Source organism: Bacillus sp. UNCCL81, assembly GCF_900112535.1.
Taxonomy (GTDB): domain Bacteria; phylum Bacillota; class Bacilli; order Bacillales; family Bacillaceae_G; genus Gottfriedia; species Gottfriedia luciferensis_B.
This window is the reverse complement of sequence record NZ_FOMF01000004.1, coordinates 484500-511175: the sequence shown is the minus strand read 5'-3', so window position 1 is coordinate 511175 and position 26676 is coordinate 484500. Positions and strand designations below refer to the sequence as shown.

Here is a 26676-nt window from a genome sequence, read left to right as displayed (position 1 = left end):
CCCCCTTTGTTAAATAGCCATTGATACTTTTTCTTTTCTTTTTTTCATTTTTCGTTTATTACTCCACAAGATCCAAGATAATGCTAATCCTGTTCCAGTAAGTATAAAAAGACCGATACCACTAATTAAACCAATTATGCCGGTATGTAAGCTTTTTACTGAAAATGCAGACTGCTCAGGTCTTTTTCCAAAATTTTGAAATGGGGTTTGTGTATTATCGCCACTTTGTCCACTTTGAAGCACTGTGTTTTGATCGCTATTTTGAGATTGTTGATTTCCATTAAACTGTCCACCGGATGGAAACTGTCCTTGCATAGAAAATCTACCTTTTTCTTCGCCACCTTTATTGAAATACAGGATAATTCCTGTAGTAGATTCGATTAATAGGAAAACCGAAACAATCACACCAATCCAAAAATGAACAACTCTTACTTTTTTCATCTTAACATTTCTCCTTTTCTTCTCTTGATGAAATTAAAGTTACAATAGAAAACTTAATTTTTACTTAATAACATTAAAGTATTTTCAGTTTTTATATGTGGAGATTATAATATTAAGTGTACAATTGCACGAAAGAGGTGAGAGGAAATGGACAATCACTTAAAAGAAAAATTAGCGCTTCTACCCGATCAGCCTGGTTGCTATTTGATGAAAGATATTCAAGGGACGATCATTTACGTAGGAAAAGCTAAAGTATTAAAAAATAGAGTTCGATCTTATTTCACGGGATCCCATGATGGTAAGACATATCGATTAGTTCAAGAGATAACTGATTTTGAATATATTGTTACTTCTTCTAATATGGAAGCTTTAATTCTTGAGATGAATTTAATTAAGAAATATGATCCGAAATATAACATCATGTTGAAGGATGATAAATCATACCCCTTTATTAAAATAACTGCTGAAAAACATCCTCGCTTATTGATTACGCGAAATGTAAAAAAAGATAAAGGAAAATATTTTGGACCATTCCCTAATGCTACTGCCGCTAATGAAACAAAAAAATTATTAGATCGTCTATACCCATTAAGAAAATGTTCTTCATTACCAGATAAAGTTTGTCTATATTATCATATTGGTCAGTGTCTGGCGCCTTGTGTAAAAGAAGTAACTGATCATCAAAATTCGGAAATAGTTAATGAAATTGCCCGTTTTCTAAACGGTGGGGAAGACCAAATACGAAAAGAGTTAGAGGCAAAAATGATTGCTGCATCTGAACAATTAGATTTCGAGCGCGCAAAAGAGTATCGAGATCAAATTGTATCTATTGAAGCGACTATGGAAAAGCAGAAAATGATGAGTAGTGATTTAGTTGATCGAGATGTATTTGGATATGCGGTTGATAAGGGATGGATGTGTGTTCAAGTATTCTTTGTTCGAAGAGGGAAATTAATTGAAAGAGATGTATCATATTTTCCAATTTACGATGAACCAGAAGAAGAGTTCCTATCATTTATTGGGCAATTTTATGAAAAACCACACAATATAAAACCAAAAGAAATATTTGTACCAGATAAAGTTGATACTGAAATTTTAAAAAGTTTACTTAAAATTCCTGTATTCCAACCTAAAAGAGGCCAAAAAAAGGAACTTGTTGTTTTAGCAAATAAAAATGCCAAAATTGGACTTGGTGAGAAGTTTAAATTAATTGAGCGAGATGAAGAAAGAACAGTTAAAGCAATAGAAAAACTAGGAGATATTTTAAATATTGAAACTCCGTATCGAATTGAAGCATTTGATAATTCAAATATTCAAGGAACAAATCCTGTTTCAGCTATGGTTGTCTTTATAGACGGAAAACCTTCAAAAAAAGATTACCGCAAATATAAAATCAAAACTGTTGTAGGACCTGATGATTACGATTCAATGCGTGAGGTAGTACGTAGAAGATACTCGAGAGCATTAAAAGAGAATTTACCTTTACCAAACTTAATAATTGTGGATGGTGGTAAAGGCCATCTAGCTGCAGTTGAAGATGTACTCCAAAATGAGTTAGGTCTATTCATCCCAACAGCTGGACTTGTTAAAGATGAAAAGCACCGTACTTCAGAGTTATTAATAGGACAACCACCTCAAATTGTCCAACTTGGAAGACAAAGCCAAGAGTTCTTTTTATTACAAAGAATTCAAGACGAGGTACACAGATTTGCGATTGAATTCTATCGTCAGCTTCATAGTAAATCAATGGTTCAATCTGCTTTAGATGGCATAGCAGGTGTTGGTGGAACAAGAAAGAAAGCCCTTCTTAAACATTTTGGTTCAGTAAAAAAAATAAAAGAGGCATCAATTGATGAGTTGATAGCAGCTAAAATGCCAAAAAATGTTGCAGAAGAAATTTATCAGCATTTCCATAAAGAGTGAGATCGTTACCAAAATTTTTATCTTGACACTATTTTCAAAATAATTTATATTTTAGTTAAAATTAAATGATTTTCTCTCGTAATAGAGGTGCAAAACTTAAAAGTATGCTGTCATAGACGTGTGGCGTTGTAATGGACAGTTGAAAGGAAGTTTTGCCGAAATAAAATGAATCCACAATTCATTTTGTTGGGACTGCATTTAAGAAATGTAGTACTGTCGCATAATAATTATGCGGGGAGCTATTGAAGAGATGTTGATGATTTGTCTATTTTATTTATTTGTAAATTAGGCGCGTGAACATTGCTTCACGCGCTTTTTTGTATTCTTTTTTAAGTAAAAAGTGAGGATGAGAAAAATGGGAATTATTGTTCAGAAATTCGGTGGTACTTCAGTAGGCTCAATTGAACGAATTCAGCATGTTGCTGAAACAGTAACCAAATCATATAAAGAAGGAAACCAAGTAGTTACAGTTGTATCTGCGATGGGACATCATACAGACGAACTAGTTAGTTTAGCAGCTCAAATTAGTCCACAAAACAGTAAACGTGAGTTAGATATGTTACTTACTACAGGGGAACAAGTTTCGATTTCTTTACTAGCAATGGCAATCCAGGCAAAAGGTTTTAAAGCTATTTCACTAACTGGTTGGCAAGCTGGAATTCAAACTGAATCTGTCCATGGAAATGCACGTATAGAAACCATTCATACTGATCGAATTCAACAATTACTAGATGAAGGGTATATCGTAATTGTTGCTGGTTTCCAAGGTTTAGGTGACAACAATGAAATTACGACATTAGGTCGTGGTGGCTCAGATACAACAGCTGTTGCATTGGCAGCGGCTTTAAATGCAGAACGTTGTGATATTTATACGGACGTATTAGGTGTTTATACTACGGATCCAAGAGTTGAACCAAATGCATCTAAATTAAGCCATGTCTCTTATGATGAAATGCTAGAGCTTGCAGCTCTAGGAGCAGCGGTTTTACACCCAAGAGCAGTAGAATTCGCAAAAAATTATAATTTAATTATTCAAGTTCGTTCAAGTCAACATGATGAAATCGGTACATTTATTGGGGAGGAAACACAAATGGAACAACAATCAGTCGTAAGAGGAATCGCATTCGAATCTAATGTAACAAGGATGACATTAAATGGTTTAAATAACCATGTAGATTTATTACCTAAAATCTTTACTTTATTAGCAAGTGAAGGTATTGATGTTGATATTATTATCCAAAGCGTAACATCAGATAACTTAGTAAATCTTTCATTCTCGATCAAATCTGAAAATATGATGGAAGCAATAACGGTTCTAGAATCAAAGAAAGAGTTTTTAGGTTACCGCTCATTTGATTTTGAAAGTGAACTTGCTAAAGTTTCAATTGTAGGTAGTGGAATGGTTTCAAATCCAGGTGTTGCTGCAAAAATGTTTAAATTTTTAGCTGAAAGTGAAATCCCTGTAAAAATGGTAAGCACTTCTGAAATTAAAGTTTCAACAGTTGTACCAAAATCAAAATTACAAGAAGCAGTTCACGCTCTTCATAAAGGATATGAATTAGATCGTATTAATGAAGAAGTAGTAGTAGAAAACTAACTATTAAAATAAACCCTTTTAGGCGTTCAAATTCTTAATATATAGGCTTTGAAATATTGATTTTTTCAATATTCATCACGTTCAGATATACCGAGCCGTATAGTATAGAGATAGCGCTTTAAAGGGTTTTTTATTCGTTAAGCGAATAAATTATATAAAGATTCTGTAAATTTAATATAAGTACGGCGAACGGCTAAATGGTAAATAAAAGAAGGAGGTATTAATAATGAGGCATAGCATACTTGCCTACGGATATGGAGAAATTGTGCTACAGTTCGTTCTATTAATACTCGCCATTTTGTTTTTTGTTTCTATTTGTTTATTCTTGTTAAATTCTATTATTAAAGGAGTTAAAAGAAACAAGAATTTTGAGGGAATTAGGAGGCAGGATCAAAGTAAGGAAAGGAAAGAGAAGGGGTAAGGAAGTAAACTGATCTTTTTCCTTAAATTAAATTAGAAATTTAATCTTAATGATTTATTTGAAAATCCTCATGGTTGTACCCGTCTTTGAACTTATATTTAAATATTTCAAAAAAAAAAGAAAACACCACAAGGGACCAAAATTCCTTGCGGTGTTTTTTGTGTTATCTTCTTGTAATTGGATCCTTTAAATCCCATTTTACTTGGAACTTTACTTTGTCGCCTCTTTTGCTTTGCTCTTCATACGTTTCAGCTATAACATCGATTTGTTGTTCAATTTGCATCGCTAGAAATCCAGCTTCTAATTGGTAAGACACGTTCTTTTTTTGTTGATTTCTGTATGTAATTAATTCTGAAGATAATGTTAAATGAACTTCTTGCTTCTTTTCTTCTTCAACAGTAAGAGTACCCCAACCAGCTTGATCAAAAAACTCTATAATTTCTTCAAAGGTTGCTAAAGGATATTTTCTGGCAATCATTTTACCCGCCCAATATAAAATATCATTTTGCTCTTTTCCTAATAAATCATTCAATAGATCGTTACGTATTAGCTCATAGCCAAAACCAGAAATATTTCCTGGAATATTTAAATTTTCAATGCCGTTCGTCATGGTCGGATAACTCTCCCTTTCCTAAAAAACATGTTTTTATTATATACAATATTGAATAGTAAAAACAATAATTCGACATATGTAGATTACAAGGATTACCAAACTAAATGAGAAGTTTTTTCAGTAAAGAAAAATGTACGCGTTTTCTTGACCTGCTATATTATCAGGAGTAAAATGGGTTGTAGATAAATGTCATAAAAATTTCGACTTTTTATGCGTATTGCTTATTTATTCTATTTTTTTAGAATAATAGAGGAATTAAATTTTCATGTGCACAAACTAAAGGGGGCAGGGGTTTACATGAGCAACAAGAATGGAAGGGAGTTTTTCTTTAGAAAACTTCATTCATTGCTAGGAGTTATTCCAGTTGGAATCTTTTTAACACAGCACTTAGTTGTCAATCATTTTGCGACAAATGGAGCGCAATCGTTCAACAAAGCTGCTGAATTTATGGCGAATTTACCATTCCGCTATTTTTTAGAGGTTTTTGTCATTTTCTTACCAATTTTATACCATGCAATTTACGGATTATACATTGCGTTCACAGGAACTAGCAATGTTAAAAATTATGGATACTTACGTAACTGGTTATATTTATTCCAACGTATTTCTGGTGTAATAACTTTAATTTTTATTACATGGCACGTGTGGCAAACACGTATTGCTGCTCAAATGGGAGCAACTGTTGATTATAATATGATGGCTGATATTTTCCAATCGAAATTTATGTTAGTTTTCTATATAGTAGGTGTAATTTCAACAATTTTCCACTTTGCTAATGGATTATGGTCATTCTTTGTATCATGGGGAATTACTGTAACACCTAGATCACAACGTATTTCAACATATGTTACATTAGGTGTTTTCGTTGTATTATCATTCGTTGGATTAACTGCTATCTTTGCATTCATTGATCCACAACTAGCGTACAAGTAAGGAGAGAGAATCATGAGTGGTAAAATAATTATCGTCGGTGGCGGATTAGCTGGTCTTATGGCAACAATTAAAGCCGCTGAAGCTGGCACAAAAGTAGATTTATTCTCATTAGTTCCTGTAAAGCGATCACATTCAGTATGTGCTCAAGGTGGAATTAATGGTGCGGTTAATACAAAAGGTGAAGGTGACTCTCCTTGGGAGCACTTTGATGATACGATTTATGGTGGAGATTTCTTAGCAAACCAACCACCAGTAAAGGCAATGGCAGAAGCAGCACCTGGCATCATTCATATGATGGACCGCATGGGTGTAATGTTCAACCGTACGCCTGAAGGATTATTAGACTTCCGTCGTTTCGGTGGAACGCAACATCACCGTACAGCATTTGCTGGTGCTACGACTGGACAACAATTATTATATGCATTAGATGAGCAAGTTCGTCGTTACGAATCTGAAGGTCTAGTTCAAAAGTATGAAGGCTGGGAATTTTTAAGAGTTGTAGTTGATGATGAAGGAGTATGTCGCGGTATCGTTGGACAAAACTTAACATCAATGGAAATCGTAAGTTTCCCTGCAGATGCTGTAATTATGGCATCTGGTGGCCCTGGTATTATCTTTGGTAAAACTACAAATTCAATTATCAACACTGGTTCAGCTGCTGCAGCTGTATATCGTCAAGGTGCAGTTTATTCAAATGGTGAATTTATTCAAATCCATCCAACTGCAATTCCTGGAGATGATAAAAACCGTTTAATGAGTGAAAGTGCTCGTGGTGAAGGTGGACGAGTTTGGACTTATAAAGACGGTAAACCATGGTATTTCTTAGAAGAGAAATATCCTGCATATGGAAACCTTGTACCAAGGGATATTGCTACACGTGAGATTTTCTCTGTATGTGTTGACCACAAGCTTGGTATTAATGGTGAAAACATGGTTTATTTAGATCTTTCACATAAAGATCCACATGAACTTGATGTAAAACTTGGTGGAATCATCGAGATTTATGAGAAATTTACAGGTGATGATCCGAAAAAAGTTCCAATGAAGATATTCCCAGCAGTTCACTATTCAATGGGTGGATTATGGGTTGACTATGACCAAATGACGACAATTCCTGGTTTATTTGCTGCTGGTGAGTGTGATTACTCAATGCACGGAGCTAACCGTTTAGGAGCTAACTCATTACTTTCTGCTATTTATGGTGGAATGGTTGCTGGACCAAATGCTGTAAGATACGTAAATGGTTTAGCTAAATCTTCAGATGATGTTTCAACTTCTGTATTTGAATCAAATGCAAATGAAGAAAAAGAAAAAATGAATCGTATTTATAAAATGGACGGTAAAGAAAATGCATACCTTCTTCATAAAGAGCTTGGAGAGTGGATGACAGACAACGTTACTGTAGTTCGATTCAATGATCGCTTATTAAAAACTGATGAAAAAATTCAAGAGCTTTATGAGCGTTATCAAAACATTAATATTAATGATACAGCTAAATGGAGTAACCAAGGTGCTTCATTTACTCGTCAACTTGAAAACATGCTTCACTTATCACGTGTTATCACATTAGGTGCATATAACCGTAATGAAAGCCGTGGAGCTCACTATAAACCTGAATTCCCAGACCGTAATGATGAGGAATTCTTAAAAACTACAATGGCTAAATTTGATGAGAAATCAAATTCACCATTATTCCATTACGAAGATGTTGATACATCATTAATCGAGCCAAGAAAACGAGATTATTCTAAGAAAAAGGAGGACAAAGCAAATGCATAATGGAACAATGACTGCTGAAAAGACAATTACTGTAATTGTAAAACGTCAAGATTCACCAAATACTGCGCCATATGAAGAAACATTTACTGTCCCTTATCGTCCGAATATGAACGTAATCTCGGCGTTAATGGAAATTCGTAAAAATCCAGTTAATTCAAATGGAAAAGAAACGACTGCAATTTCTTGGGACATGAACTGTCTTGAAGAAGTTTGTGGAGCGTGTTCTATGGTTATAAACGGTAAACCAAGACAATCATGTTCTGCGCTTATTGACAAATTGGAACAACCAATTCGTCTTGAGCCTATGAGCACATTCCCAGTAGTACGTGACTTACAAGTTGATCGTAGCCGCATGTTCGATTCTTTAAAACGCGTTAAAGCATGGATTCCAATTGATGGAACGCATGACTTAGGTCCTGGACCAAGAATGCCTGAAAGAAAACGTCAATGGGCTTATGAATTATCAAAATGTATGACTTGTGGTGTATGTTTAGAAGCTTGTCCAAACGTTAATAGTAAATCTAACTTTATTGGGCCTGCACCGCTTTCACAAGTACGTTTATTTAATGCTCATCCAACTGGAGAAATGAATAAGGAAGAACGTCTTCATGCAATTATGGGTGACGGTGGACTATCAAACTGTGGTAACTCACAAAACTGTGTACAATCTTGTCCAAAAGGTATTCCTTTAACAACTTCAATTGCAGCGTTAAACCGTGCAACTACAATCCAATCTTTCAAAGACTTCTTTGGAAGCGACGAAATTTAATAAACTTAAAAGCATGTCCTTTCGGGACATGCTTTTTTTGCATTTTTAAATCAATATCTTCTAATAAACTCCATTTTTAAATCATATCAATAGTAAGGGCAGCAAAGGGATGTGCGGTGTCTTACCCCTTTCGAACGGAGGTTAACTTAAATGCAACAGTTTGAAGTGACATTTGAGACGAAATGCTACGAAAAAGATTGGGAAATACTTTTAAAGACAGACCGGATCGAAAAAATGATTGAGTTTAATCAATTTCAATTTAAAGAAAAAGTTTTATATATTAATAACGTACAAGATGTAAGGGAAGTCAGTCGTCATGCAGACAAACTTGTCGCAAGGGATGTCTTATCGTCATATGTAATAGTTGATGATTATTCAAATGAAGCACTTAATTATTTTGAGGTTACTAAGGAGAGCTTCAAAGGTGGTTATTACTATTCAATCTCAGAACTTGTTAGTATTTATCTTTGTAAGACTGAGTATCTACTTCATTTTTCAAGTGATTCTATTTTAGAAAAGCCTTTTAATTGGATTGATTTATCAATACTAAAACTTCAAGCTGATGAAAGAATCAAAGTAGCAAATCCAGTATGGAATGGAAATAGTTTTGAGGCAAAACAAGAATCAATAGATGAAGATGAAAACTTTTATATTGGTTATGGATTTTCAGATCAATGTTATTTAATCAGGACAAATGATTTTAAAAATAAGATATATAATGAAAAAAATCTTATTTCTGAAAGATACCCAATATATGGGGGAGAGCTTTTTGAAAAACGTGTAGATGCATGGATGCGAAATAACCATTTCAAAAGAATCACATTTAAACATGGAAATTATATTCATCAAAATTATTAAATGTTAAGGATGTTTGTTATGACTTAATAGGGTTAGGGTAAAGAAAGAGTCCTTTATTTCCTTCATCCTGCCCCCCTTGGAACTGAATGAATATTCATTCTTTAAAGGAATTAATGATATAATATAGATAGTAAGGGGGCAAATTCGATGGGGAAAATGAATTATGTATCTAATATACAGGAGTGGCAATCTGAGTTTTCATTTAAGATAACTATTAAAGTTCGATTTAGTGAAACGGACATGTTTGGACATATGAATAACACAGTTCCATTCGTTTATTTTGAAGAAGCACGAATTGAGTATTTAAAATATTTAGGGCTTATGCAAGAATGGACGGCAAATCATAGTGAATTTATTCCAGTTGTTGCTGATTTACAATGTGATTACTTACGACAAGTATTTTTTAATGAGATCATCGATGTATACGTAAAAATTGCAAAAGTAGGAAATTCATCAATCGATTTACACTATATGGGAGTTAATCCTCAAAGTGAAATTTGCTTTACTGGACGAAATTCTTTAGTAAATATAAATCGTCATACAGGGCGAAGTGAACAATGGAAAAAAGATTGGAAAGAAAAATTTTTAAATGAAATAAAGAATTCGATCGTTAGTGTTTAAAACAATTAATGTTGTCACATACTGAATAAAGATTGAATAGAATGATAAAACAATTAAATTTATCTTAAGATGAGTACTTGAAGAATTCAATGACATTCTATATAATACTTTTATACGAATAAGGAAAAGCAAAGATCAAGGACACGAGCGTTCAAGACGATAGTAAGAGAGGAATTCATTTGGTGCGAGAATTCTCTATACGTTGAATGACTTACCACCTTGTAGCTATAGTGGGGAACGTAATTTTTTTACAAGTAACTACTATCGGTGTAGACCGTTAAAACGTTGAGATTTTGTATACATATTTTTTGTGTACATTAAATTAGGGTGGAACCACGAGCACATTCGTCCCTACGAGTGTGCTCTTTTTTTATTGTCAAAATTAATTTGAAAAAGGAGTGAACTTAAATGATTTCAATTAAATTACCAGATGGATCAATTCGCGAGGTGGAACAAAATACAACAGTTGAAGATTTCGCGGGTTCAATCTCCATTAGCTTAAAGAAAAAAGCGCTTGGTGGAAAAATTAATGGTAAATTAGTGGATTTAAATACACCTATTACTGAAGATTGTGAAGTTCAAATCATTACTCAAGATGATCAAGATGGATTAGAAATGATGCGTCATAGTTCTGCACATATTTTAGCTCAAGCAGTAAAACGTCTTTATAAAGGTGAAAAAGCTGCATTTGGGGTTGGACCAGTAACTGCTGACGGTTTCTATTATGATATTGATCTTCCTGTTTCAATTAAAGTAGAAGACCTACCTAAAATTGAAAAAGAAATGGAAAAAATTATTAAAGAAAACTTACCGATTACTCGTTCAGAGGTTAGTCGTGAAGAGGCAATTAAATTCTTCACTGAATTAGATGATGAGTTTAAACTAGAATTAATCCGTGATCTACCAGAAGATGCAGTTATTTCAATGTATACTCAAGGTGAATTCGTAGACCTTTGCCGTGGACCACATGTTCCTACAACTGGCCGTGTAAAAGCGATTAAATTATTATCAGTTGCTGGTGCATATTGGAGAGGCGATGCGAATAATAAAATGCTTCAACGAGTTTATGGTACTGCTTTCCCAAGTAAGAAGGAATTAGAAGAGCATTTATTCTTATTAGAAGAAGCTAAAAAACGTGATCACCGTAAATTAGGTAAAGAGCTTGAATTATTCATGTTCTCTGAAGAGGCACCTGGTATGCCATTCTTCTTACCAAAAGGTACTATTATCCGTAATGAATTAGAACAATATGAGCGCGGATTACAAACTTCAAAAGATTATAAAGAAGTTCGTACACCATTCATTATGAATCAAAGATTATGGGAGCAATCAGGTCACTGGCATCACTACCATGAAAACATGTACTTTACTGAGGTTGATGAAACAAAATTCGCATTAAAACCGATGAACTGCCCAGGTCATATGTTAGTTTATAAAAATAAACTACATTCATACCGTGATCTGCCGGTTCGTATGTGTGAAAATGGTCAAGTTCACCGTCATGAATATTCTGGTGCGTTAAATGGTATGATGCGTGTTCGTACTTTTACTCAAGATGATGCACATATCTTCTGTCGTCCAGATCAAATTGAAGGCGAAATCATTGAAGTAATTAACTTAATTAAAGAAATTTACGGCGTATTCGGATTCACTTACAAAGTAGAATTATCAACTCGTCCAGAAGATTCAATGGGTTCAGAAGAGTTATGGAACTCAGCAGAGCAAGCGTTAGAAAATGTTCTAAAATCTGAGAACTTAGACTTTAAATTAAACCCAGGCGATGGCGCATTCTATGGTCCGAAAATCGATTTCCATATTCAAGATGCATTAAAACGTAGCTGGCAATGTGCTACAATTCAATTAGATTTCCAAATGCCTGAGAAATTTGATTTAACTTATGTTAATGAAGATAACCAAAAAGAACGTCCAGTTGTTATCCACCGTGCAATTTATGGTTCAATTGACCGTTTCTTAGGAATCTTAACTGAACATTTTGCTGGAGCATTCCCATTATGGTTAGCACCAGTTCAAGTAGCAGTATTACCTATTTCAAGTGTTCACAATGAATATGCACAAAAACTTGCTGATCAATTAAAAGCTGCAGGAATTCGTGTTGAAGCTGATTTACGTGGCGAAAAAATTGGATATAAAATCCGTGAAGCACAACTTCAAAAATTACCTTATATGTTAGTAGTTGGTGACCAAGAGGTTGAAAATAATACTGTAGCTATTCGTAAACGTGGCGAAGGCGACATTGGTACTCAACCATTCGATAGCTTCTTAGAAATGATTAAACAACAAAAATTAGAAAAAGTTCTATTTTAATTTTAAAAATCCTCTATTTTTATAATAGAGGATTTTTTTTACTTAACCGATATAATTAAAAACGATTGTTTTCTAGTAGAAAGTGATTGCCTTTATTTTCTGGGAAATATGACGAAATTTGCAAAAAACAGACTTCATAAGCAATTTTTTATAGGATAAATCTTAGGAAATAGCGAACTTATATGAAGGATGTCTTTTCAGTTATTTAGTCTTAATAAAATACATAGTTATGATAAGAGGTGATGCAGTTGGATAATCAGAGTCAAGATCTTCAAAAAAAGGTAGAAAAGCTTGAAGAAGAAGTCAGAGAAATGAAGAAACAAATTGAATTTCTCTTAATAACGAAAGAAACTTCAAACGAGATTAAACAAATAAGTCAAACTAAAGTTATTAATGCTAAACCACAAAAAACAGTTAGTAGACAGGTAAAAGTAACTGTTGAAAATGAAAAGATTGATTATGAAGCACTTATTTTCCAAAAGTGGTTACCTAGATTTTTTATATTTATTTTCATTCTTGGCGTAATGTGGGGATTTAAAGCGGCATCAGATTATGGGGTATTAAACAAGTATGCAAAAGTAGGAATTGGATTTGTTATAGCCATTGCTTTATTCTGGTACGGTAATCGTCAAATGAAAGCTAAGCGGTCAACACTTGGCCAATCATTAATTGGTGGCGTGTTACCCGTATTATTTTTAACTACATTTGCCATGCATCATTTATATCACATGGTTGGGTCAACGATTGCATTTACCCTTTTAATTATTTGGGTATGTATTGGTTTTTATTCTATGAATAGATACAAATCAGAAGTTATTGGATTAATAAGTATAGTAGGAGCCGTTTTTGTCCCTTTCCTAGTCAAAAGTAATTCGCCAAACTATTTATTTTTCTCTGTCTATGAAACAGTGATTTACTTATGCTTTATGTTTTATGCAGCATTTAAGAAATATAAATTCATCTATCTTTCGTCTGCAATATTATTGCACTTATCATATTTAATTGTTGCTTTAGTCAATTTTAATACGAATGGAATTAAATATTTCGCACTAAGTATTATCGTTCAACATATTAGTTTGCTAGCTATATTGATCAAATCTAAGCTTACTATTAAAAAGCAAGTATTAATTCTTCACACTAGTTTTATTTTAACAATTGGTTGGATCTTTAGTGCATTTGAAGATCAGACTAGAACAATGATTTTAATCTTTTTATGTGTAGGATATTTATTACTGACCTTTTATTATAAAAAGAAATCGGATTTTTTCTTTGGATTTTCGACTAATTTTATATTAGCCATTTCATTCCTTTGTTTGGATAGTGTTTCAGAAAACTTACTATGTACTGTATTAATAATTCAAGCGGTATCATCTTATTTATTTTATTTAAGATATCGAGATCTACTGAAATTAATTATAGCTTCCCTTACATTTATTCCTGTAGGGATATCCATTTTATCAGTTGGAATAGATTCTTTTTGGTCTTTTGAAACGATGAATTGGCTAATGTTAATTCTAGCACTCATTACGATTGCAATTTTGGCATATAAAAATGAAGATGAAAAACAATTTATCTTATTAAGCAGTTCTTTATTAATTACAGTTATATTGATTGCCTTTATAACACAAATTGTTCAAATACTTGCTGTAGATCAATCTGATAATATGATTCGATTATTAATTAATATAAGTTGGATCTTACTTTCAATTTTAGCTATGATACTTGGCAACATTAAGAAGTTTAAAGTTTGGACATATACTGGGATCGGTTTATTATTGCTGACACTAGGAAAACTTGTATTAATAGATTTACCAAATATTACATTGATGGTTAGAGCCGGTTTATTTATACTGCTTGGTTTGATTGGATTAGTAATTTCGAGAATATTTTTTAAGGGAAGCAGTAGTCAAAAAAACTATAAAATTTAGTATACAGGAGTCAGTTAATGCTAATCACTGAAACTAAAAACTTACTATTAATGACTTTTACAGCAGAAGCGATGGTTTCTGTTTTAAGTGGAAATAAAGAGTTAGAATTTGAAAATCAATTTTATAGATTCGCTCATGGGTGGCCAATTCTCGTATATAAAAATCTTTTCCCTTATAAAATCTCTCGTTTTCAAAAGCATCCTAACGAAGAAAAATATGAAGGGATTATTATTCATAAAAAAGATCAAGTAATTATTGGGGACATGGGATTTAAAGGTGGCCCTGACGAAACTGGTATTATGGAAATAGGTTATAGTATTGCACCTAGTTATCAAGGTAAGGGCTATGCAACTGAAATGGGTAGGGCTTTTTGTGAGTGGGGATTAAAGCAAAATCATGTTACAAGAATAACTGCTATTTGTTCCATTTATAATCATGCCTCTATTAAAGTTTTAGAGAAAATTGGCATGATAAAAGTAAAAGAAGAAATTGAAAAATATTATTGGATATTTGATAAAAAATAAATTAGCGATTTTCATTTATTAGAATGATCAATTTTTCTAGAAGAAGGTGGGCTTATTCTAACAACAAGAAATCCAACTATCATCTTTATGGTCATAACTAAACGAGAATTTGGTCGATTCTTTTTGTACGATCTTATGATAAGTAGCTTAGTATATGGCACTCTAAAAAAATACTACTCAAGTGACCTAATCGCAATTTTTGGTAGCTTTACAATACCAACAATTTTAAAAAAAGTGGCTGTATTATTAGAACAGAAATGAAAAAAGATGCTCTAAATTGAGCATCTTTTTTAAGTATTAGCCTTGATGTACAGGGCTTTTAGGTTCAGTATCTAAACTCATTGCTGGTCCGAAGAATTCATAATGAATTTGTGTATCATTAATACCCAATTCTTTCAAACTTGTTATAATAGCTTTTAAAAATGGAACTGGTCCACATACGTAATAATCTGCATTGTCTGATTTAACATTGTTATTTAACCATTCTGCATCAATATAACCTTGCTTTTTAAAGTTGTTATTTTGAACATCTTCCTCAGATGGATTTTCATAAACAAATGATAAATTGTAATTTGTTAATTGCTCTTTTAATTGGTTTAGTTCATTTTCAAATGCTTGTAATTTACCATTTCTTGAAGCGCTTATGAAGCTGACTTGACGTTTTGGTTGATTGCTTGCAATTGATTTAGCCATGCTAATTAATGGTGTAATTCCAACACCACCACTTAAGAAAACAACATCTGAATCAATTTCAGTATTTAAAGTAAATTCACCTGCTGGAGCAGTAATTTCTAATGTATCACCAACTTTTACTTGATTGTGCAGGTAGTTTGAGAATTTCCCAAGTGGTTGGTTTTCTTCAGCTTCTCTTTTTACTGAAATTCTAAAGTAATTTTTACCTGGTGCATCAGATAAACTATATTGTCTGTTTGATAAATATTCTTCACCAGGAATTTGTGAACGAACAGTAATATATTGACCAGGTAAGAAAGTAGGAACTGAAGAACCATCTTTAGGAGCTAAGTAGAATGATGTTATTACATCGCTTTCCTCAACTTTTTCGATCACTTTAAACTCTTTAAATTCAGACCAACCGCCTTCTTGAGAAGATGCTTCTTTATACATTTCTTTTTCGATATCGATAAATACTTGTGCAATAACTCCATATGCTTCCGCCCAAGCACCTAGTATTTCATCAGTTGCAGCATCACCAAGTACTTCTTTAATTGCCCCTAGTAAATGTTGCCCTACGACTGGATAGTGCTCTGGTTTAACTTGAAGACTGCGGTGCTTTTGCGCAATTTGTTTTACAACAGGAATAATTGTTGCTAATTTATCAATGTTCTGTGCAGCAGCTAAAACAGTGTTTGCAAGAGCAGTTTGTTGTCTACCTTGTTGTTGGTTTGTTTGATTAAATACATTTAATAGTTCAGGATGATTAGTAAATAAATTTTTATAGAATACTTTAGTGATTTCTGTACCCTTTACTTCTAAGACTGGAACTGTTGACTTAATAATATCAATTGTTTTTTGAGATAGCATGAAAAATCCCCCTAATCACGATTTAAAGTAGTATTGTAAATGCATCTTTATCTTAGACCTAGGATTTATTTAAAGCAATATGTAAAATACATCTATTGTGAATTTTTTCGCAAAAATACATAAAAGTTTAAAAAAAGTTCACAATTATGCTATGATTAATCTTAAATAAAACAGTGAGGACAAGTTATGCGTTTAACAACTTATTCGGATTACTCTCTTCGTGTACTAATATTTCTAAGCTCTGAGCCACGTGAAAAATTAGTTAATATTAAGGACATCGCTGAAGCTTATGATATTTCTAAAAATCATTTAATGAAAATAATTTATAATTTAGGAAAGATGGGTTACATCGAAACGATCCGTGGCAGAAACGGTGGAATCCGTTTAGCTAAATTGCCAACAGAAATAAATATCGGCGAAATAATTCGTAAAACTGAAGAAGACTTTAATATTGTAGAATGTTTTGAACACGGTAATACTTGTGTTATTACACCTGTTTGTTCTTTAAAACATATATTTAATAATGCATTAGAACAATTTTTACAAGTTTTAGATCAATACACATTAGATGATATTGTAAAAAATAATGCAATGCTTAAAGATTATTTTGCAAGTAATAAAAAAGAATAAATTTTATGAAATAGAAGAGCGTTCGCAATTTAAAAACACAAAAACCAACAAAGGTTTACTTTGTTGGTTTTCTTCATTTAATGTCGTCTATTGACCTTTATAGTTTAATATACTTTACGTTTTCCATCGGTTCCTGGAATAAAGATGAAGCTATTTTACTAAAAATGGTTGGATCCCCAGTTGTAAAAAATTCATGGGAAGTGATTTCAGAGTTAGATAATATATTTTGTTGATCCAAAATTGCACTTACTTCTAAAGCCGTTTCATCTCCAGAGCTGATAAGTTGGATTGATGGACCCATCACTTTTTGGATGATTGGACTTAATAATGGGTAATGTGTGCAACCAAGTATTAGGGTATCAATATTTGAATCAATAAGCGGTGAAAGAGTATGTTTAACAATCTCAAATATTTCAGGTTTATTGTAGTCTCCATTTTCAACAATTCCGGCAAACTCTGGGCATGCCAAACCTTCAATTATAACTTTGTCATTAATCCGCTTTAGTGCAGAATGATATGCTTTACTATTAATAGTAGCATTCGTTCCTATGACACCGATTTGGTCATTTTGGGTTAATTTTATTGCTGCTCTAGCACCTGGGCGGACAACTCCAATGACTGGGATTTGAAGTTTTTCTCGCATTTCATTTAAAACGACTGAAGTTGCTGTATTACAGGCGATGACTAACATTTTTATATCCTTTTCCATTAGAAAATTAGTCATTTCCCAAGTGAATTCTCTGATTTCCGAATATGGTCGTGATCCGTATGGACATCTTGCAGTATCGCCTAAGTATAAAATGTCCTCTTTAGGTAATTGTCTTATAATTTGTTTGGCAACTGTTAAGCCCCCAACACCTGAGTCAATGACTCCGATTGGTTTATTCAAAAAATCCCCTCATTTTACTTAATAATTTGTTGATGTAGTATATTCTTTATTCATTTAAGATTTTACTATAAGAAATGATATTTTTGTTTATCATTCTCTTTTTAAAAATGTTAAAATTTCATAGTTTTATTACGCCTATTAACAGAGTATTAAAACATTTAAACACAAGTTAAAAATAATTCGTAAATTAAATCATTATCTGTTATATTAATGAGGAAAAGTTTATATATGAGAAAAAATGTGGAGGAGCCAGTGTTGCTGGCTGAGATAGCATCCTTAAGATGTTGACTCTTAGAACCTGATCTGGGTGATGCCAGCGTAGGGAACAGTATCTCTTTTTAGATATGTTTTTTACAGCGCATTTACGTCCGGGTCAGTATCCGGACGTTTTCTTTTTGTATAAACCAAAAACAAAAAGGAGATATAGATAATGAAAAAACTAGTAGTATTTTTAGTAGCTATTTGTTTAATGTTAACCGGGTGTGGTCAAAACAAAACTGCTACTACTAAAAAGACAAAGAAATTAAAAAAGGTGACTGTCGTACTAGACTGGACGCCAAATACAAATCATACTGGGCTATTTGTTGCTAAGGACAAAGGTTACTTTAAGGAACAAGGACTTGATGTAGATATAATCAGCCCTGGAGAAACAGGTGCAGACCAATTGGTGGCATCAGGTAAAGCAGACTTTGGTGTTTCTTATCAAGAGTCAATTACGCAAGCAAGGGTTCAAAATGTACCGATTGTTTCAATTGCAGCAATTATTCAACATAATACTTCTGGATTTGCATCACCAGTGAAAAAAGAAATTAAATCTCCAAAAGATTTCGTTGGAAAAACGTATGGTGGATGGGGTTCACCGGTTGAAAAGGCTATTTTAAAATCACTTATGTCAGAAGAAAATGCTAATGTTAATAAGTTAAATATCGTTAATATGGGTGATGCTGATTTCTTTACAGCGGTAAAAAGAGATATCGATTTTGCGTGGATTTATCAAGGATGGACAGGGATTGAAGCAGAGCTACGTGGAGAAAAATTAAACATGATTTATTTAACTGATTATAGTAAAAAGCTAGATTACTATACTCCAGTTTTAGCAACGAACGAAAAAATGATTAGTAAAAACCCTAAAATAGTAAAAGCGTTTGTGGCTGCAGCATCAAAAGGATATAATTTTGCGATTGATAACCCAAAAGAAGCTGCTTCGATTTTAATAAAGGATAATCCTGATCTAGATAAAAAATTAGTGGAAAAAAGCCAAGAATGGTTAGCATCTAAATATAAAGATGATGCAGACCGTTGGGGTGAGCAAAAGTTATCAGTTTGGAAAAACTATGCTGATTTCTTAGCTGAAAATAAATTATTAGAAGGAAACTTTAAGCCAAAAGAAGCATTTACGAATGAATTCTTACCAGCGAAATAAGGAGGAGCAAAAATGCAAACTACTTTAATGAGTGTCCAAATTATACCGAAAACGAATAATATTGAGGATGTTATTCCAGCAGTTGATGAAGCAATTAAAATTATTGATGAATCAGGCGTAAAATATCAAGTTCAACCATTGGAAACAACTATGGAAGGCGACTTGAATCAATTATTAATGGTTGTTCAAAAAATGAATGAAAGAATGATTGAAATAGGTTGCCACAATGTAATAACTCAAATGAAAATTCTTTATCAACCACAAGGTATTACAATGGATGTGTTAACGGAGAAGTACCGTTAATGAAATCTAAAAATATAAAAGGATGGCAACCGATCGTTGTCATCCTGCTTTTTTTAATTTGTTGGCAGCTAAGTATTAAAATTTGGAAAATCGAATCTTGGTTATTACCAGGACCAATCGAAATCTTTAAAGAAGGAATGAAATCAACTGATTCACTACTTCCTCATATTTCTTCTACAATTCAATTAACGATTATTGGTTTTTTAATTGGTAGTTTATTAGGATTTTTAATCGCATTTCTATTGCATTTAATTCCAGGTGTTAGGGAAGCTTTTTACCCATTATTAATTCTTTCACAAAATGTACCAATTATCGTATTGGCACCTCTTTTAATTATTTGGTTTGGATTTGGTGTATTACCTAAATTAATCATTATTTCTCTTGTTTGTTTTTTCCCAGTTACAGTTTCAGCTTTGGATGGTTTTCGACAAACACCAAGTGAATTAATTAATTATATGAAAATGGCGGGAGCATCCAAATCACAAATTTTTTGGAAAGTTGAATTGCCTTTTTCTCTACCTTCCATTTTTTCTGGCTTAAAAATTTCAGCGACTTATAGTGTTATGGGGGCAGTTATCTCTGAATGGCTAGGAGCGAAATCTGGAATTGGGGTGTATATGACATTAGCTTCATCTTCATTTAGAACAGATCGAGTATTTGTTTCAATTTTTATCATTATGTTTTTAAGTATGCTTTTCTTCTTCCTAATAGTTGTAATTGAACGGTTTACTGTTAAATGGAAAGTTAAAGGGGAGAAACGAAAATGACATTACAAGTGGAACAATTATCAAAGAGTTATAGCGGTTATAAAGTATTAGATAATATATCCCTTTATGTAAACGAGGGTGAATTTGTATCGATTCTAGGTCCATCTGGTAGTGGGAAAAGTACGTTGTTCCACCTTATAGGTGGTTTAGTAAAAGCAGATTCTGGAGAAGTAAAGTTAAATGGATCGATAATAAATGGAGAACTTGGTCATGTTAGTTTTATGCCTCAGGATCATTCTTTACTACCATGGAGAACAGTATTAAAAAATATTGTTTTATCACAAGAATTGAAACATAAACCCGATGAAAAATTGGCAAGAGACTGGCTTAAAAGAACTGGTTTAGAAAACTATGAAAATGCTTACCCTCATGAATTATCTGGTGGTATGAAACAAAGAGTTTCATTTTTAAGGTCTCTACTAGCACCGCAGTCGTTCATGTGTATGGATGAGCCGTTTTCAGCTTTAGATGAGTTCACTAGACTTGATATGCAACAATGGCTTTTATCAATTTGGGAGGAGCAACGACGATCAATTTTATTAGTAACGCATAATATTGATGAAGCGTTGTTAATGTCTGATCGAATATATATATTTTCTGACAAACCCGCCAAAATAAAAGAAGAAATTGTCGTGCCGTTTCCAAGACCACGTAAAAAAGAATTATTATTAAGTGATGAATTTACGGAGTATAAAAGAAAAATCTATTTGGCTTTAGAGAAGGAGTAAAACGATGAAAATGATAGATGCTCATATTCATTTAGATTCTTATGATACTAGTCAAAGAGAAGAAATAGTAACTAATTTAGAAAGACACGAAATCGAGGCGCTCATTTCGGTATCGATGGATTTAAAATCTAGTAAGAAAAATTTAGAGTTAAAAAATCAAAATAATAGTGTATATCCAGCATTCGGATTTCATCCTGAACAACAAATCCCTTCTGATGAAGAGGTTGATAAATTAATTGAATGGATTAAGAACCATCAGGATGAAATGGTCGCAATCGGAGAAGTTGGATTACCATATTATAAGAATTTAGAAGAACAGCTTGATTACGTACCGTATATTCAATTACTAGAAAAATTTATCTCACTTGCAAAAGAGTTAAATAAACCGATCATATTACACGCAGTGTATGAGGACGCCGAAACAGTATGTAATCTATTAGAAAAATATTTTATTAAAAAAGTCCATTTTCATTGGTTTAAAGGAGACGAACGTACAATTAACCGGATGATGAAAAATGAGTATTTTATCTCAATTACACCTGATGTACTCTATGAAAATGAGATTCAAGACTTAGTGAAAAAGTATCCTTTAGAATTAATGATGATCGAAACAGATGGTCCTTGGCCATTTGAAGGGCCTTTTGAAAATGAGTGGACACATCCTAAATTTATGCATCAATCGGTTGCAAAGATAGCTGAGTTAAAAGACATAAATCTATCAAGTGCATATAAAACTTTATATGAAAATACTAAGAAATTTTATAGTATATAAAATAAGAAAATCGTTTTCCAACAGGAAACGATTTTTTTTTCAAAGTGTTGAAATACAAAACGCTCTATAGGGAAAACGAAATTAGATGAAACATTATCGACGTTAAAATACATTTTTTTATATTTATTAACGATTTTAACTGTTAAAATGTTTCAATAATTTTGATATACAATTCAAACAAACTATAGTAATTGGAACTAAGAGAAAAATTTAGATTTATCGTTTTAAATGATAGGTTTATAATTTGAGGTTCAAACTCAATTGACCTACAAGCTGATTTATAAACAACTGTTAGATTACTCTAAGTAAAGGCTACTTGATTAGAATTTATTGCAGACTTTTTTTGATGAATAAGTTGATTGGAACGGAGGGATGCTCGACTCCTATGGTATTAGCGGGAAGGCTGAGACCCCGCAGGCTTGCCGAGGAGGCTAAAGAATCTCGCCCCATGGAAAGCGAGCATCCTGTAGTGGAAATCAACATCACTCTACTCCTTTACGAAGATTTGGTAATTTAATTGACAAGGATGTTTTTCAACAGCTAAATCGTTTTCCAACAGGAAACGATTTTTTTATTTTAGTTTTAGATAGGTAAAAAGAGCTAAAATAATATCCCCCTATAGCAGAGCATCTATCCAAATTTACAGATAGGCTTTTTATCTACTATAAGTAGGATATAAAGTAAAACTTTCAATTTAGATAAACAGATTCCTTACAAGCAATAAATAGAGAAATGTAAAACTTTAGTTTCAATGTAAATACCAAAACCGGCATTTCGATTAGAATGCCGGCAGTATGTTGGTTTGTAGAAGTGTTCCTACAAAAGAACTACAGTTCAAGCTCTCCCATACGAAGAAGCTCAATAACTGCTTGTGATCGCCCCTTAACCCCAAGCTTCTGCATTGCATTTGAAATATGATTTCTCACAGTTTTTTCACTTATAAAAAGTTCTTCAGCAATTTCTCTTGTAGTCTTATCTTGAACAAGAAGCTCGAATACTTCTTTTTCACGCTTTGTGAGTGTGTGCTTTGTTTGATAGTCTCTATCCTTCAACTGTGCTAACCCTCCTTGCTTGACCGAGCTGTTCTTCGGATGGGTATTCATTTAGTCTTTTTATCATATGAACGATAGGTCTTTTAGGTGAATATTTCCAGTAAATTTAGAGCTAGATTTAAATTATTTATTTTTTTCTATTTAGCTTGTTCTAAAAAATGTACAGGCTCGTATAAATAGTAAAAAAGCGTGGGGGGAGTATGGTGATGAAAAAAAGATTGTTAGTAACAGCGGCAGCGGTATGTGGAATTGCAACAATGAGTGGATGTAGTTTACTTCCAACGAAATCTTCAACTGACATTGATCCACCTAAAACAGTAGTTTATAAAAGTGATCAACCTTCAAAAGAAGTAGCAAAGAAAGAGGAAACTGTAAAAAGGGAATTATATTTAATTGACCGTAACGGGTATGTTGTACCGCAAACATTCCAATTACCTAAGTCTACTAGCTTGGCTAAACAAGCGTTAGAGTACTTAGTAAAAGATGGTCCTGTTACAGATGAATTACCGAATGGTTTCCAAGCAGTTTTACCTCCGAATACTGAAGTTTTAGGTGTTCAAACTCAAAAGGATGGTACGATTATTGCTGATTTTTCACCAGAATTTAAGCAATACCGTGCTGAAGATGAATTAAAAGTGTTTCAAGCTGTTACTTGGACGTTAACTCAATTTGATAATGTGACAAAGGTGAAAATTCGAGTAAACGGAAAAGAGCTTGCATCGATGCCAATCAATAAAGCTCAGATTGGTGATGGGTTAACAAGAGATGACGGAATTAACTTTGATAAAGGTGACATTGTAGATATTATGAACTCCAGACCAGTTACGCTATATTATGTTTCTCAAGGGGAAATGGGAGACACTTATTATGTACCTGTAACGACTAGGATTTCAAATGCTCAAACAGATTCATATTCGGCAATCGTAAATGAACTAGTAAAAGGTCCTTCTGAATATTCAAATTTAGTATCTGATTTTGGAACTGATACGAAACTAGTTAGTCAACCTGTTTTCAAAGGCGGTAAGCTAGTACTTAATTTTAACGATGGTATCTATGGAAATATTGCAAAAAATATGATCAATAATGATGTATTACAGCCGCTTGTACTTTCTCTAACTGAGCAAAAAGGTGTTAAGTCTATTGAAATCCAAATCAATGGTAAATTAACTGCGTTGGACCAACAAGGTAAGCCTTTAAGCCAACCTGTTTCAAGACCTAAGGATGTAAATACGAAGAAATTGTAAGCCAGTCGTTAAGAAAAGATAATGATTGCCTATTAATAAAATGTTTTAAATATCAACCTTGTACAAAAATTGTGCCGATTTTTGTACAAGGTTTTTAATTTTATCTTTAAATTATACTTAATAAGTAGAAATGAAATCACATTTTTGTCTATACTAGTATTTGGAAGATTTTGTAGGAGGAACAATCATGACAAGAACAGATGGAAGATTAAATAATGAACTTAGACCAATAGAGATTATTACTCACTATACAAAGCATGCAGAAGGTTCTGTGCTTATTAGTATTGGTGATACGAAGGTAATTTGTAATGCAACTGTTGAGGACCGTGTACCACCATTTTTGAGAAATAGTGGAAAAGGTTGGATTTCAGCTGAATATTCAATGTTACCGAGGGCTACTCAAGAGCGTACGATCCGTGAATCATCAAAAGGTAAAGTTACTGGTCGAACAATGGAAATTCAACGATTAATAGGAAGAGCGTTAAGAGCAGTAGTTGATTTAGAAGCACTTGGTGAAAAGACAATTTGGATCGATTGTGATGTCATTCAAGCAGATGGAGGAACACGAACTACTTCAATTACTGGTGCATTTGTTGCAATGATGCTTGCTTTTGATAAATTAATTAAAATGGATAAATTGAAATCGTATCCTGTAAAAGATTATTTAGCCGCAACTTCGGTTGGTATTTTAGAAGACCTTGGACCAGTACTAGATTTATATTATGTAGAAGATTCGGCTGCAAGTGTTGATATGAATATTATTATGACTGGAAAAGGACAGTTTGTTGAACTTCAAGGAACTGGTGAAGAAGCAACATTTTCTAGAGAAGAATTAAATGAGTTACTATCTTTAGGTGAATTAGGAATTAAATCTCTAATTGAAAAACAAAAAGAAGTGTTATTACAAGAAGGTATTAAATTTCAATAATCATTTCGAGGAGAGACTTTAAGGATGGATACAATCATTATTGCTACAAATAATCAAGGCAAAGTGAAGGATTTTGAAGCACTTTTTAAGCCGATGGGATTTCAAATTAAGTCTTTAAAAGACTTTCCTGAAATTCAAGAAGTTGAAGAAACAGGAACTACATTTGAAGAAAATGCGATCTTAAAAGCTGAGTATTTAGCTAGTGAGTTAAATACGCCAGTCATTGCAGATGACTCTGGTTTAATTGTGGATGCACTTGAAGGTAGACCAGGCGTTTATTCTGCTCGATATGCCGGATTACATAAAAGTGATGAAGATAATTTACAAAAAGTATTAAGCGAACTAGAAGGCGTTTTTCCTGGAAAAAGAACTGCGCGATTTTATTGTGCTTTAGCTTTAGCGGTTCCAGGTAAAGAAACAATCACTGTTTATGGTACAGTTGAAGGGTTTATTGCCAATGAAAAAAGAGGAACAAACGGTTTTGGCTACGATCCAATATTCTTTTTGCCAGAATTAGATAAAACGATGGCTGAATTAACAACAGATGAAAAAGGTGGCTTAAGTCATCGCGCAAATGCAATTAAATCATTAATGGATGTAATAAATAAAGAAGATAAAGACTTTTTATTTAGAGGATCAAATTAATGAAAGTACTAATTGTAAGTGATAGCCATGGATTGACAAAACCATTACAAGAAATCGCCGAACGATATCGTGATAGTGTAGATTTAATGATCCACTGTGGAGATTCGGAATTAGAAGTGAATGCTAAGGAACTAAGTGATTATAATGTAGTAAGAGGAAATTGTGATTTCAGAGGAGAATTCCCTGAAGAATTTATTCACCGTGGAAATGAATATACAATCTATGCAACACATGGTCATTTACATGGAATAAAACAGTCATTGCAAAAGCTGTATTATCGTTGTAAAGAAGTTGGAGCAACAATTGCTTGTTTTGGTCACTCACATGTACTAGGAGCCGAGGTAATAGATGATGTCCTTTTTATTAACCCTGGCAGTATTCTATTACCGAGAATGCGAAAAGAAAAGACTTATGCTATTCTTGAAACAATTGATAAGAAAGCTAATGTTACTTTTTATAATACAGATGGAACGGTACTTACTACTACTTCATTTGAATTATCATGAATTAATGGAGGTTAGTAGCTTATATGCTACTAACCTTATCTAAAACAAAAAAATTCAGAGTACTAAAAGCCCGAAAGCCCTAATAAACTAAGGTAATTATACAACTGTAAACTTTTTTTCTTTATTTTGGAAAAAAGTTTTAAAAAAGTGTTGACTTTAATTTGCTTAACGACTATACTAAATTATGTCGACAGGGTGATGTCGCAAAGAAATAAAAAAGAAATAACAAATATGCGGGTGTAGTTTAATGGTAAAATAGAAGCCTTCCAAGCTTCGGTCGTGGGTTCGATTCCCATCACCCGCTCCATATGTCCTGGTAGCTCAGCAGGATAGAGCAACGGCCTTCTAAGCCGTCGGTCGGGGGTTCGAATCCCTCTCAGGACGTCCAAAAGACACTTGTTTTACTTAATGTAAAATAAGTGTCTTTTTTTTGTGTTTTAACTACTTTTAATTGAAGTACTAAAGAAATAAAATGATGAATTACGTTTACTCTATAAATTAGGACCGATTCATAT

General features: G+C 33.0%; 25 protein-coding genes, 2 tRNA genes and 2 riboswitches. Of the genes, 22 read left to right on the top strand and 5 right to left on the bottom strand.

Features of this window, described 5'->3' with window-relative positions; genetic code table 11:
* Window positions 1–9: 9 nt before the first annotated feature.
* Complete coding sequence (locus tag BM319_RS11895) at window positions 10–441, bottom strand: PepSY domain-containing protein (RefSeq protein ID WP_091022797.1); 432 nt, start codon at window positions 439–441, stop codon at window positions 10–12.
* A 147-nt stretch (window positions 442–588) separates the two neighbouring features.
* Between BM319_RS11895 and uvrC the strand changes: the two genes are divergently transcribed.
* Together uvrC and BM319_RS11885 are read left to right on the top strand one after the other, a co-directional pair.
* Entirely contained in the window at window positions 589–2364 is a 1776-nt protein-coding gene (gene uvrC / locus BM319_RS11890) for an excinuclease ABC subunit UvrC (protein WP_069034553.1), read from the top strand.
* A gap of 74 nt (window positions 2365–2438) precedes the next feature.
* Window positions 2439–2614: riboswitch (Lysine riboswitch) on the top strand.
* Between the two features lie 105 nt (window positions 2615–2719).
* Window positions 2720–3961, top strand: coding sequence for an aspartate kinase (locus BM319_RS11885; RefSeq protein WP_069034552.1), 1242 nt, complete (start codon window positions 2720–2722; stop codon window positions 3959–3961).
* Window positions 3962–4545: 584 nt separating this feature from the next.
* On the opposite strand, the gene BM319_RS11875 is transcribed toward BM319_RS11885, so the two are convergent.
* Window positions 4546–4992: a YslB family protein gene (locus BM319_RS11875; protein WP_069034550.1), complete on the bottom strand. Its 447-nt coding sequence runs from the start codon at window positions 4990–4992 to the stop codon at window positions 4546–4548.
* 300 nt (window positions 4993–5292) lie between these two features.
* On the opposite strand from BM319_RS11875, the gene BM319_RS11870 reads away from it, so the two are divergent.
* The 8 genes from BM319_RS11870 (at window position 5293) to BM319_RS11835 (ending at window position 14732) form a co-directional block, all read left to right on the top strand.
* A complete protein-coding gene (locus tag BM319_RS11870; protein WP_069034549.1) occupies window positions 5293–5928 on the top strand; it encodes a succinate dehydrogenase cytochrome b558 subunit in 636 nt (211 codons plus the stop codon).
* Window positions 5929–5940: 12 nt separating this feature from the next.
* Window positions 5941–7707 (top strand): succinate dehydrogenase flavoprotein subunit, encoded by a 1767-nt coding sequence (sdhA, locus tag BM319_RS11865; protein ID WP_069034548.1) that lies wholly within the window; start codon window positions 5941–5943, stop codon window positions 7705–7707.
* Window positions 7708–7714: 7 nt separating this feature from the next.
* Window positions 7715–8476, top strand: a complete 762-nt coding sequence (gene sdhB, locus BM319_RS11860) for a succinate dehydrogenase iron-sulfur subunit (RefSeq protein WP_056473098.1) — start codon at window positions 7715–7717, stop codon at window positions 8474–8476.
* A gap of 150 nt (window positions 8477–8626) precedes the next feature.
* Complete coding sequence (locus BM319_RS11855; protein ID WP_091022793.1) at window positions 8627–9334, top strand: hypothetical protein; 708 nt, start codon at window positions 8627–8629, stop codon at window positions 9332–9334.
* 147 nt (window positions 9335–9481) lie between these two features.
* A complete protein-coding gene (locus BM319_RS11850) occupies window positions 9482–9955 on the top strand; it encodes an acyl-CoA thioesterase (RefSeq protein ID WP_069034546.1) in 474 nt (157 codons plus the stop codon).
* A 408-nt stretch (window positions 9956–10363) separates the two neighbouring features.
* Window positions 10364–12280, top strand: a complete 1917-nt coding sequence (thrS, locus tag BM319_RS11845; protein ID WP_069034545.1) for a threonine--tRNA ligase — start codon at window positions 10364–10366, stop codon at window positions 12278–12280.
* Window positions 12281–12528: 248 nt separating this feature from the next.
* Window positions 12529–14208: a DUF2339 domain-containing protein gene (locus BM319_RS11840; RefSeq protein WP_175495601.1), complete on the top strand. Its 1680-nt coding sequence runs from the start codon at window positions 12529–12531 to the stop codon at window positions 14206–14208.
* Between the two features lie 17 nt (window positions 14209–14225).
* A complete protein-coding gene (locus BM319_RS11835; protein ID WP_091022789.1) occupies window positions 14226–14732 on the top strand; it encodes a GNAT family N-acetyltransferase in 507 nt (168 codons plus the stop codon).
* 297 nt (window positions 14733–15029) lie between these two features.
* Here BM319_RS11835 and hmpA read toward each other — a convergent pair whose 3' ends face one another.
* Window positions 15030–16274, bottom strand: coding sequence for an NO-inducible flavohemoprotein (gene hmpA, locus BM319_RS11830; RefSeq protein ID WP_091022787.1), 1245 nt, complete (start codon window positions 16272–16274; stop codon window positions 15030–15032).
* Window positions 16275–16460: 186 nt separating this feature from the next.
* On the opposite strand from hmpA, the gene BM319_RS11825 reads away from it, so the two are divergent.
* Window positions 16461–16904: an RrF2 family transcriptional regulator gene (locus tag BM319_RS11825; RefSeq protein WP_091022785.1), complete on the top strand. Its 444-nt coding sequence runs from the start codon at window positions 16461–16463 to the stop codon at window positions 16902–16904.
* Between the two features lie 97 nt (window positions 16905–17001).
* On the opposite strand, the gene racE is transcribed toward BM319_RS11825, so the two are convergent.
* Window positions 17002–17793 carry a glutamate racemase gene (racE, locus tag BM319_RS11820; RefSeq protein WP_091022783.1) on the bottom strand — a complete coding sequence of 264 codons (792 nt, stop codon included), beginning with the start codon at window positions 17791–17793 and terminating at the stop codon, window positions 17002–17004.
* A 232-nt stretch (window positions 17794–18025) separates the two neighbouring features.
* A riboswitch (TPP riboswitch) is annotated at window positions 18026–18135 on the top strand.
* Window positions 18136–18223: 88 nt separating this feature from the next.
* Here racE and BM319_RS11815 point away from each other — a divergent pair.
* From BM319_RS11815 to BM319_RS11795, 5 genes are read left to right on the top strand one after another with little or no spacing between them, the layout of a single operon-like run.
* Window positions 18224–19216 (top strand): ABC transporter substrate-binding protein, encoded by a 993-nt coding sequence (locus tag BM319_RS11815; protein ID WP_091022781.1) that lies wholly within the window; start codon window positions 18224–18226, stop codon window positions 19214–19216.
* 12 nt (window positions 19217–19228) lie between these two features.
* On the top strand, window positions 19229–19519 hold the full coding sequence (locus BM319_RS11810) for a thiamine-binding protein (protein WP_069035213.1): 291 nt from the start codon (window positions 19229–19231) through the stop codon (window positions 19517–19519).
* Window positions 19519–20286 (top strand): ABC transporter permease, encoded by a 768-nt coding sequence (locus tag BM319_RS11805; protein WP_091022779.1) that lies wholly within the window; start codon window positions 19519–19521, stop codon window positions 20284–20286. The genes BM319_RS11810 and BM319_RS11805 overlap by 1 nt, the downstream gene beginning before the upstream one ends.
* Complete coding sequence (locus tag BM319_RS11800; RefSeq protein WP_091022777.1) at window positions 20283–21014, top strand: ABC transporter ATP-binding protein; 732 nt, start codon at window positions 20283–20285, stop codon at window positions 21012–21014. The genes BM319_RS11805 and BM319_RS11800 overlap by 4 nt, the downstream gene beginning before the upstream one ends.
* A 4-nt stretch (window positions 21015–21018) precedes the next feature.
* Window positions 21019–21786 (top strand): TatD family hydrolase, encoded by a 768-nt coding sequence (locus tag BM319_RS11795; protein ID WP_091022775.1) that lies wholly within the window; start codon window positions 21019–21021, stop codon window positions 21784–21786.
* An 827-nt stretch (window positions 21787–22613) separates the two neighbouring features.
* Here BM319_RS11795 and BM319_RS11790 read toward each other — a convergent pair.
* Entirely contained in the window at window positions 22614–22838 is a 225-nt protein-coding gene (locus BM319_RS11790; protein WP_056472461.1) for a helix-turn-helix domain-containing protein, read from the bottom strand.
* Between the two features lie 200 nt (window positions 22839–23038).
* Here BM319_RS11790 and BM319_RS11785 point away from each other — a divergent pair, with 200 nt between their 5' ends.
* The 6 genes from BM319_RS11785 to BM319_RS11760 all read left to right on the top strand — a co-directional run bounded on the left by BM319_RS11785 (window position 23039) and on the right by BM319_RS11760 (window position 26545).
* The gene (locus tag BM319_RS11785; RefSeq protein WP_091022773.1) at window positions 23039–24082 is read left to right on the top strand and encodes a GerMN domain-containing protein; all 1044 of its coding nucleotides are present in this window, start codon (window positions 23039–23041) and stop codon (window positions 24080–24082) included.
* A gap of 187 nt (window positions 24083–24269) precedes the next feature.
* Window positions 24270–25010, top strand: a complete 741-nt coding sequence (gene rph / locus BM319_RS11780; RefSeq protein ID WP_069035208.1) for a ribonuclease PH — start codon at window positions 24270–24272, stop codon at window positions 25008–25010.
* A gap of 24 nt (window positions 25011–25034) precedes the next feature.
* On the top strand, window positions 25035–25655 hold the full coding sequence (locus tag BM319_RS11775; protein ID WP_091022771.1) for an XTP/dITP diphosphatase: 621 nt from the start codon (window positions 25035–25037) through the stop codon (window positions 25653–25655).
* Window positions 25655–26161, top strand: coding sequence for a YfcE family phosphodiesterase (locus tag BM319_RS11770; protein ID WP_091022769.1), 507 nt, complete (start codon window positions 25655–25657; stop codon window positions 26159–26161). Before BM319_RS11775 ends, BM319_RS11770 begins: the two co-directional genes overlap by 1 nt.
* Before the next feature lie 233 nt (window positions 26162–26394).
* Window positions 26395–26468 (top strand) — tRNA-Gly (locus BM319_RS11765).
* 3 nt (window positions 26469–26471) lie between these two features.
* A tRNA-Arg gene (locus BM319_RS11760) sits at window positions 26472–26545 on the top strand.
* The last annotated feature ends 131 nt before the right edge of the window (window positions 26546–26676 follow it).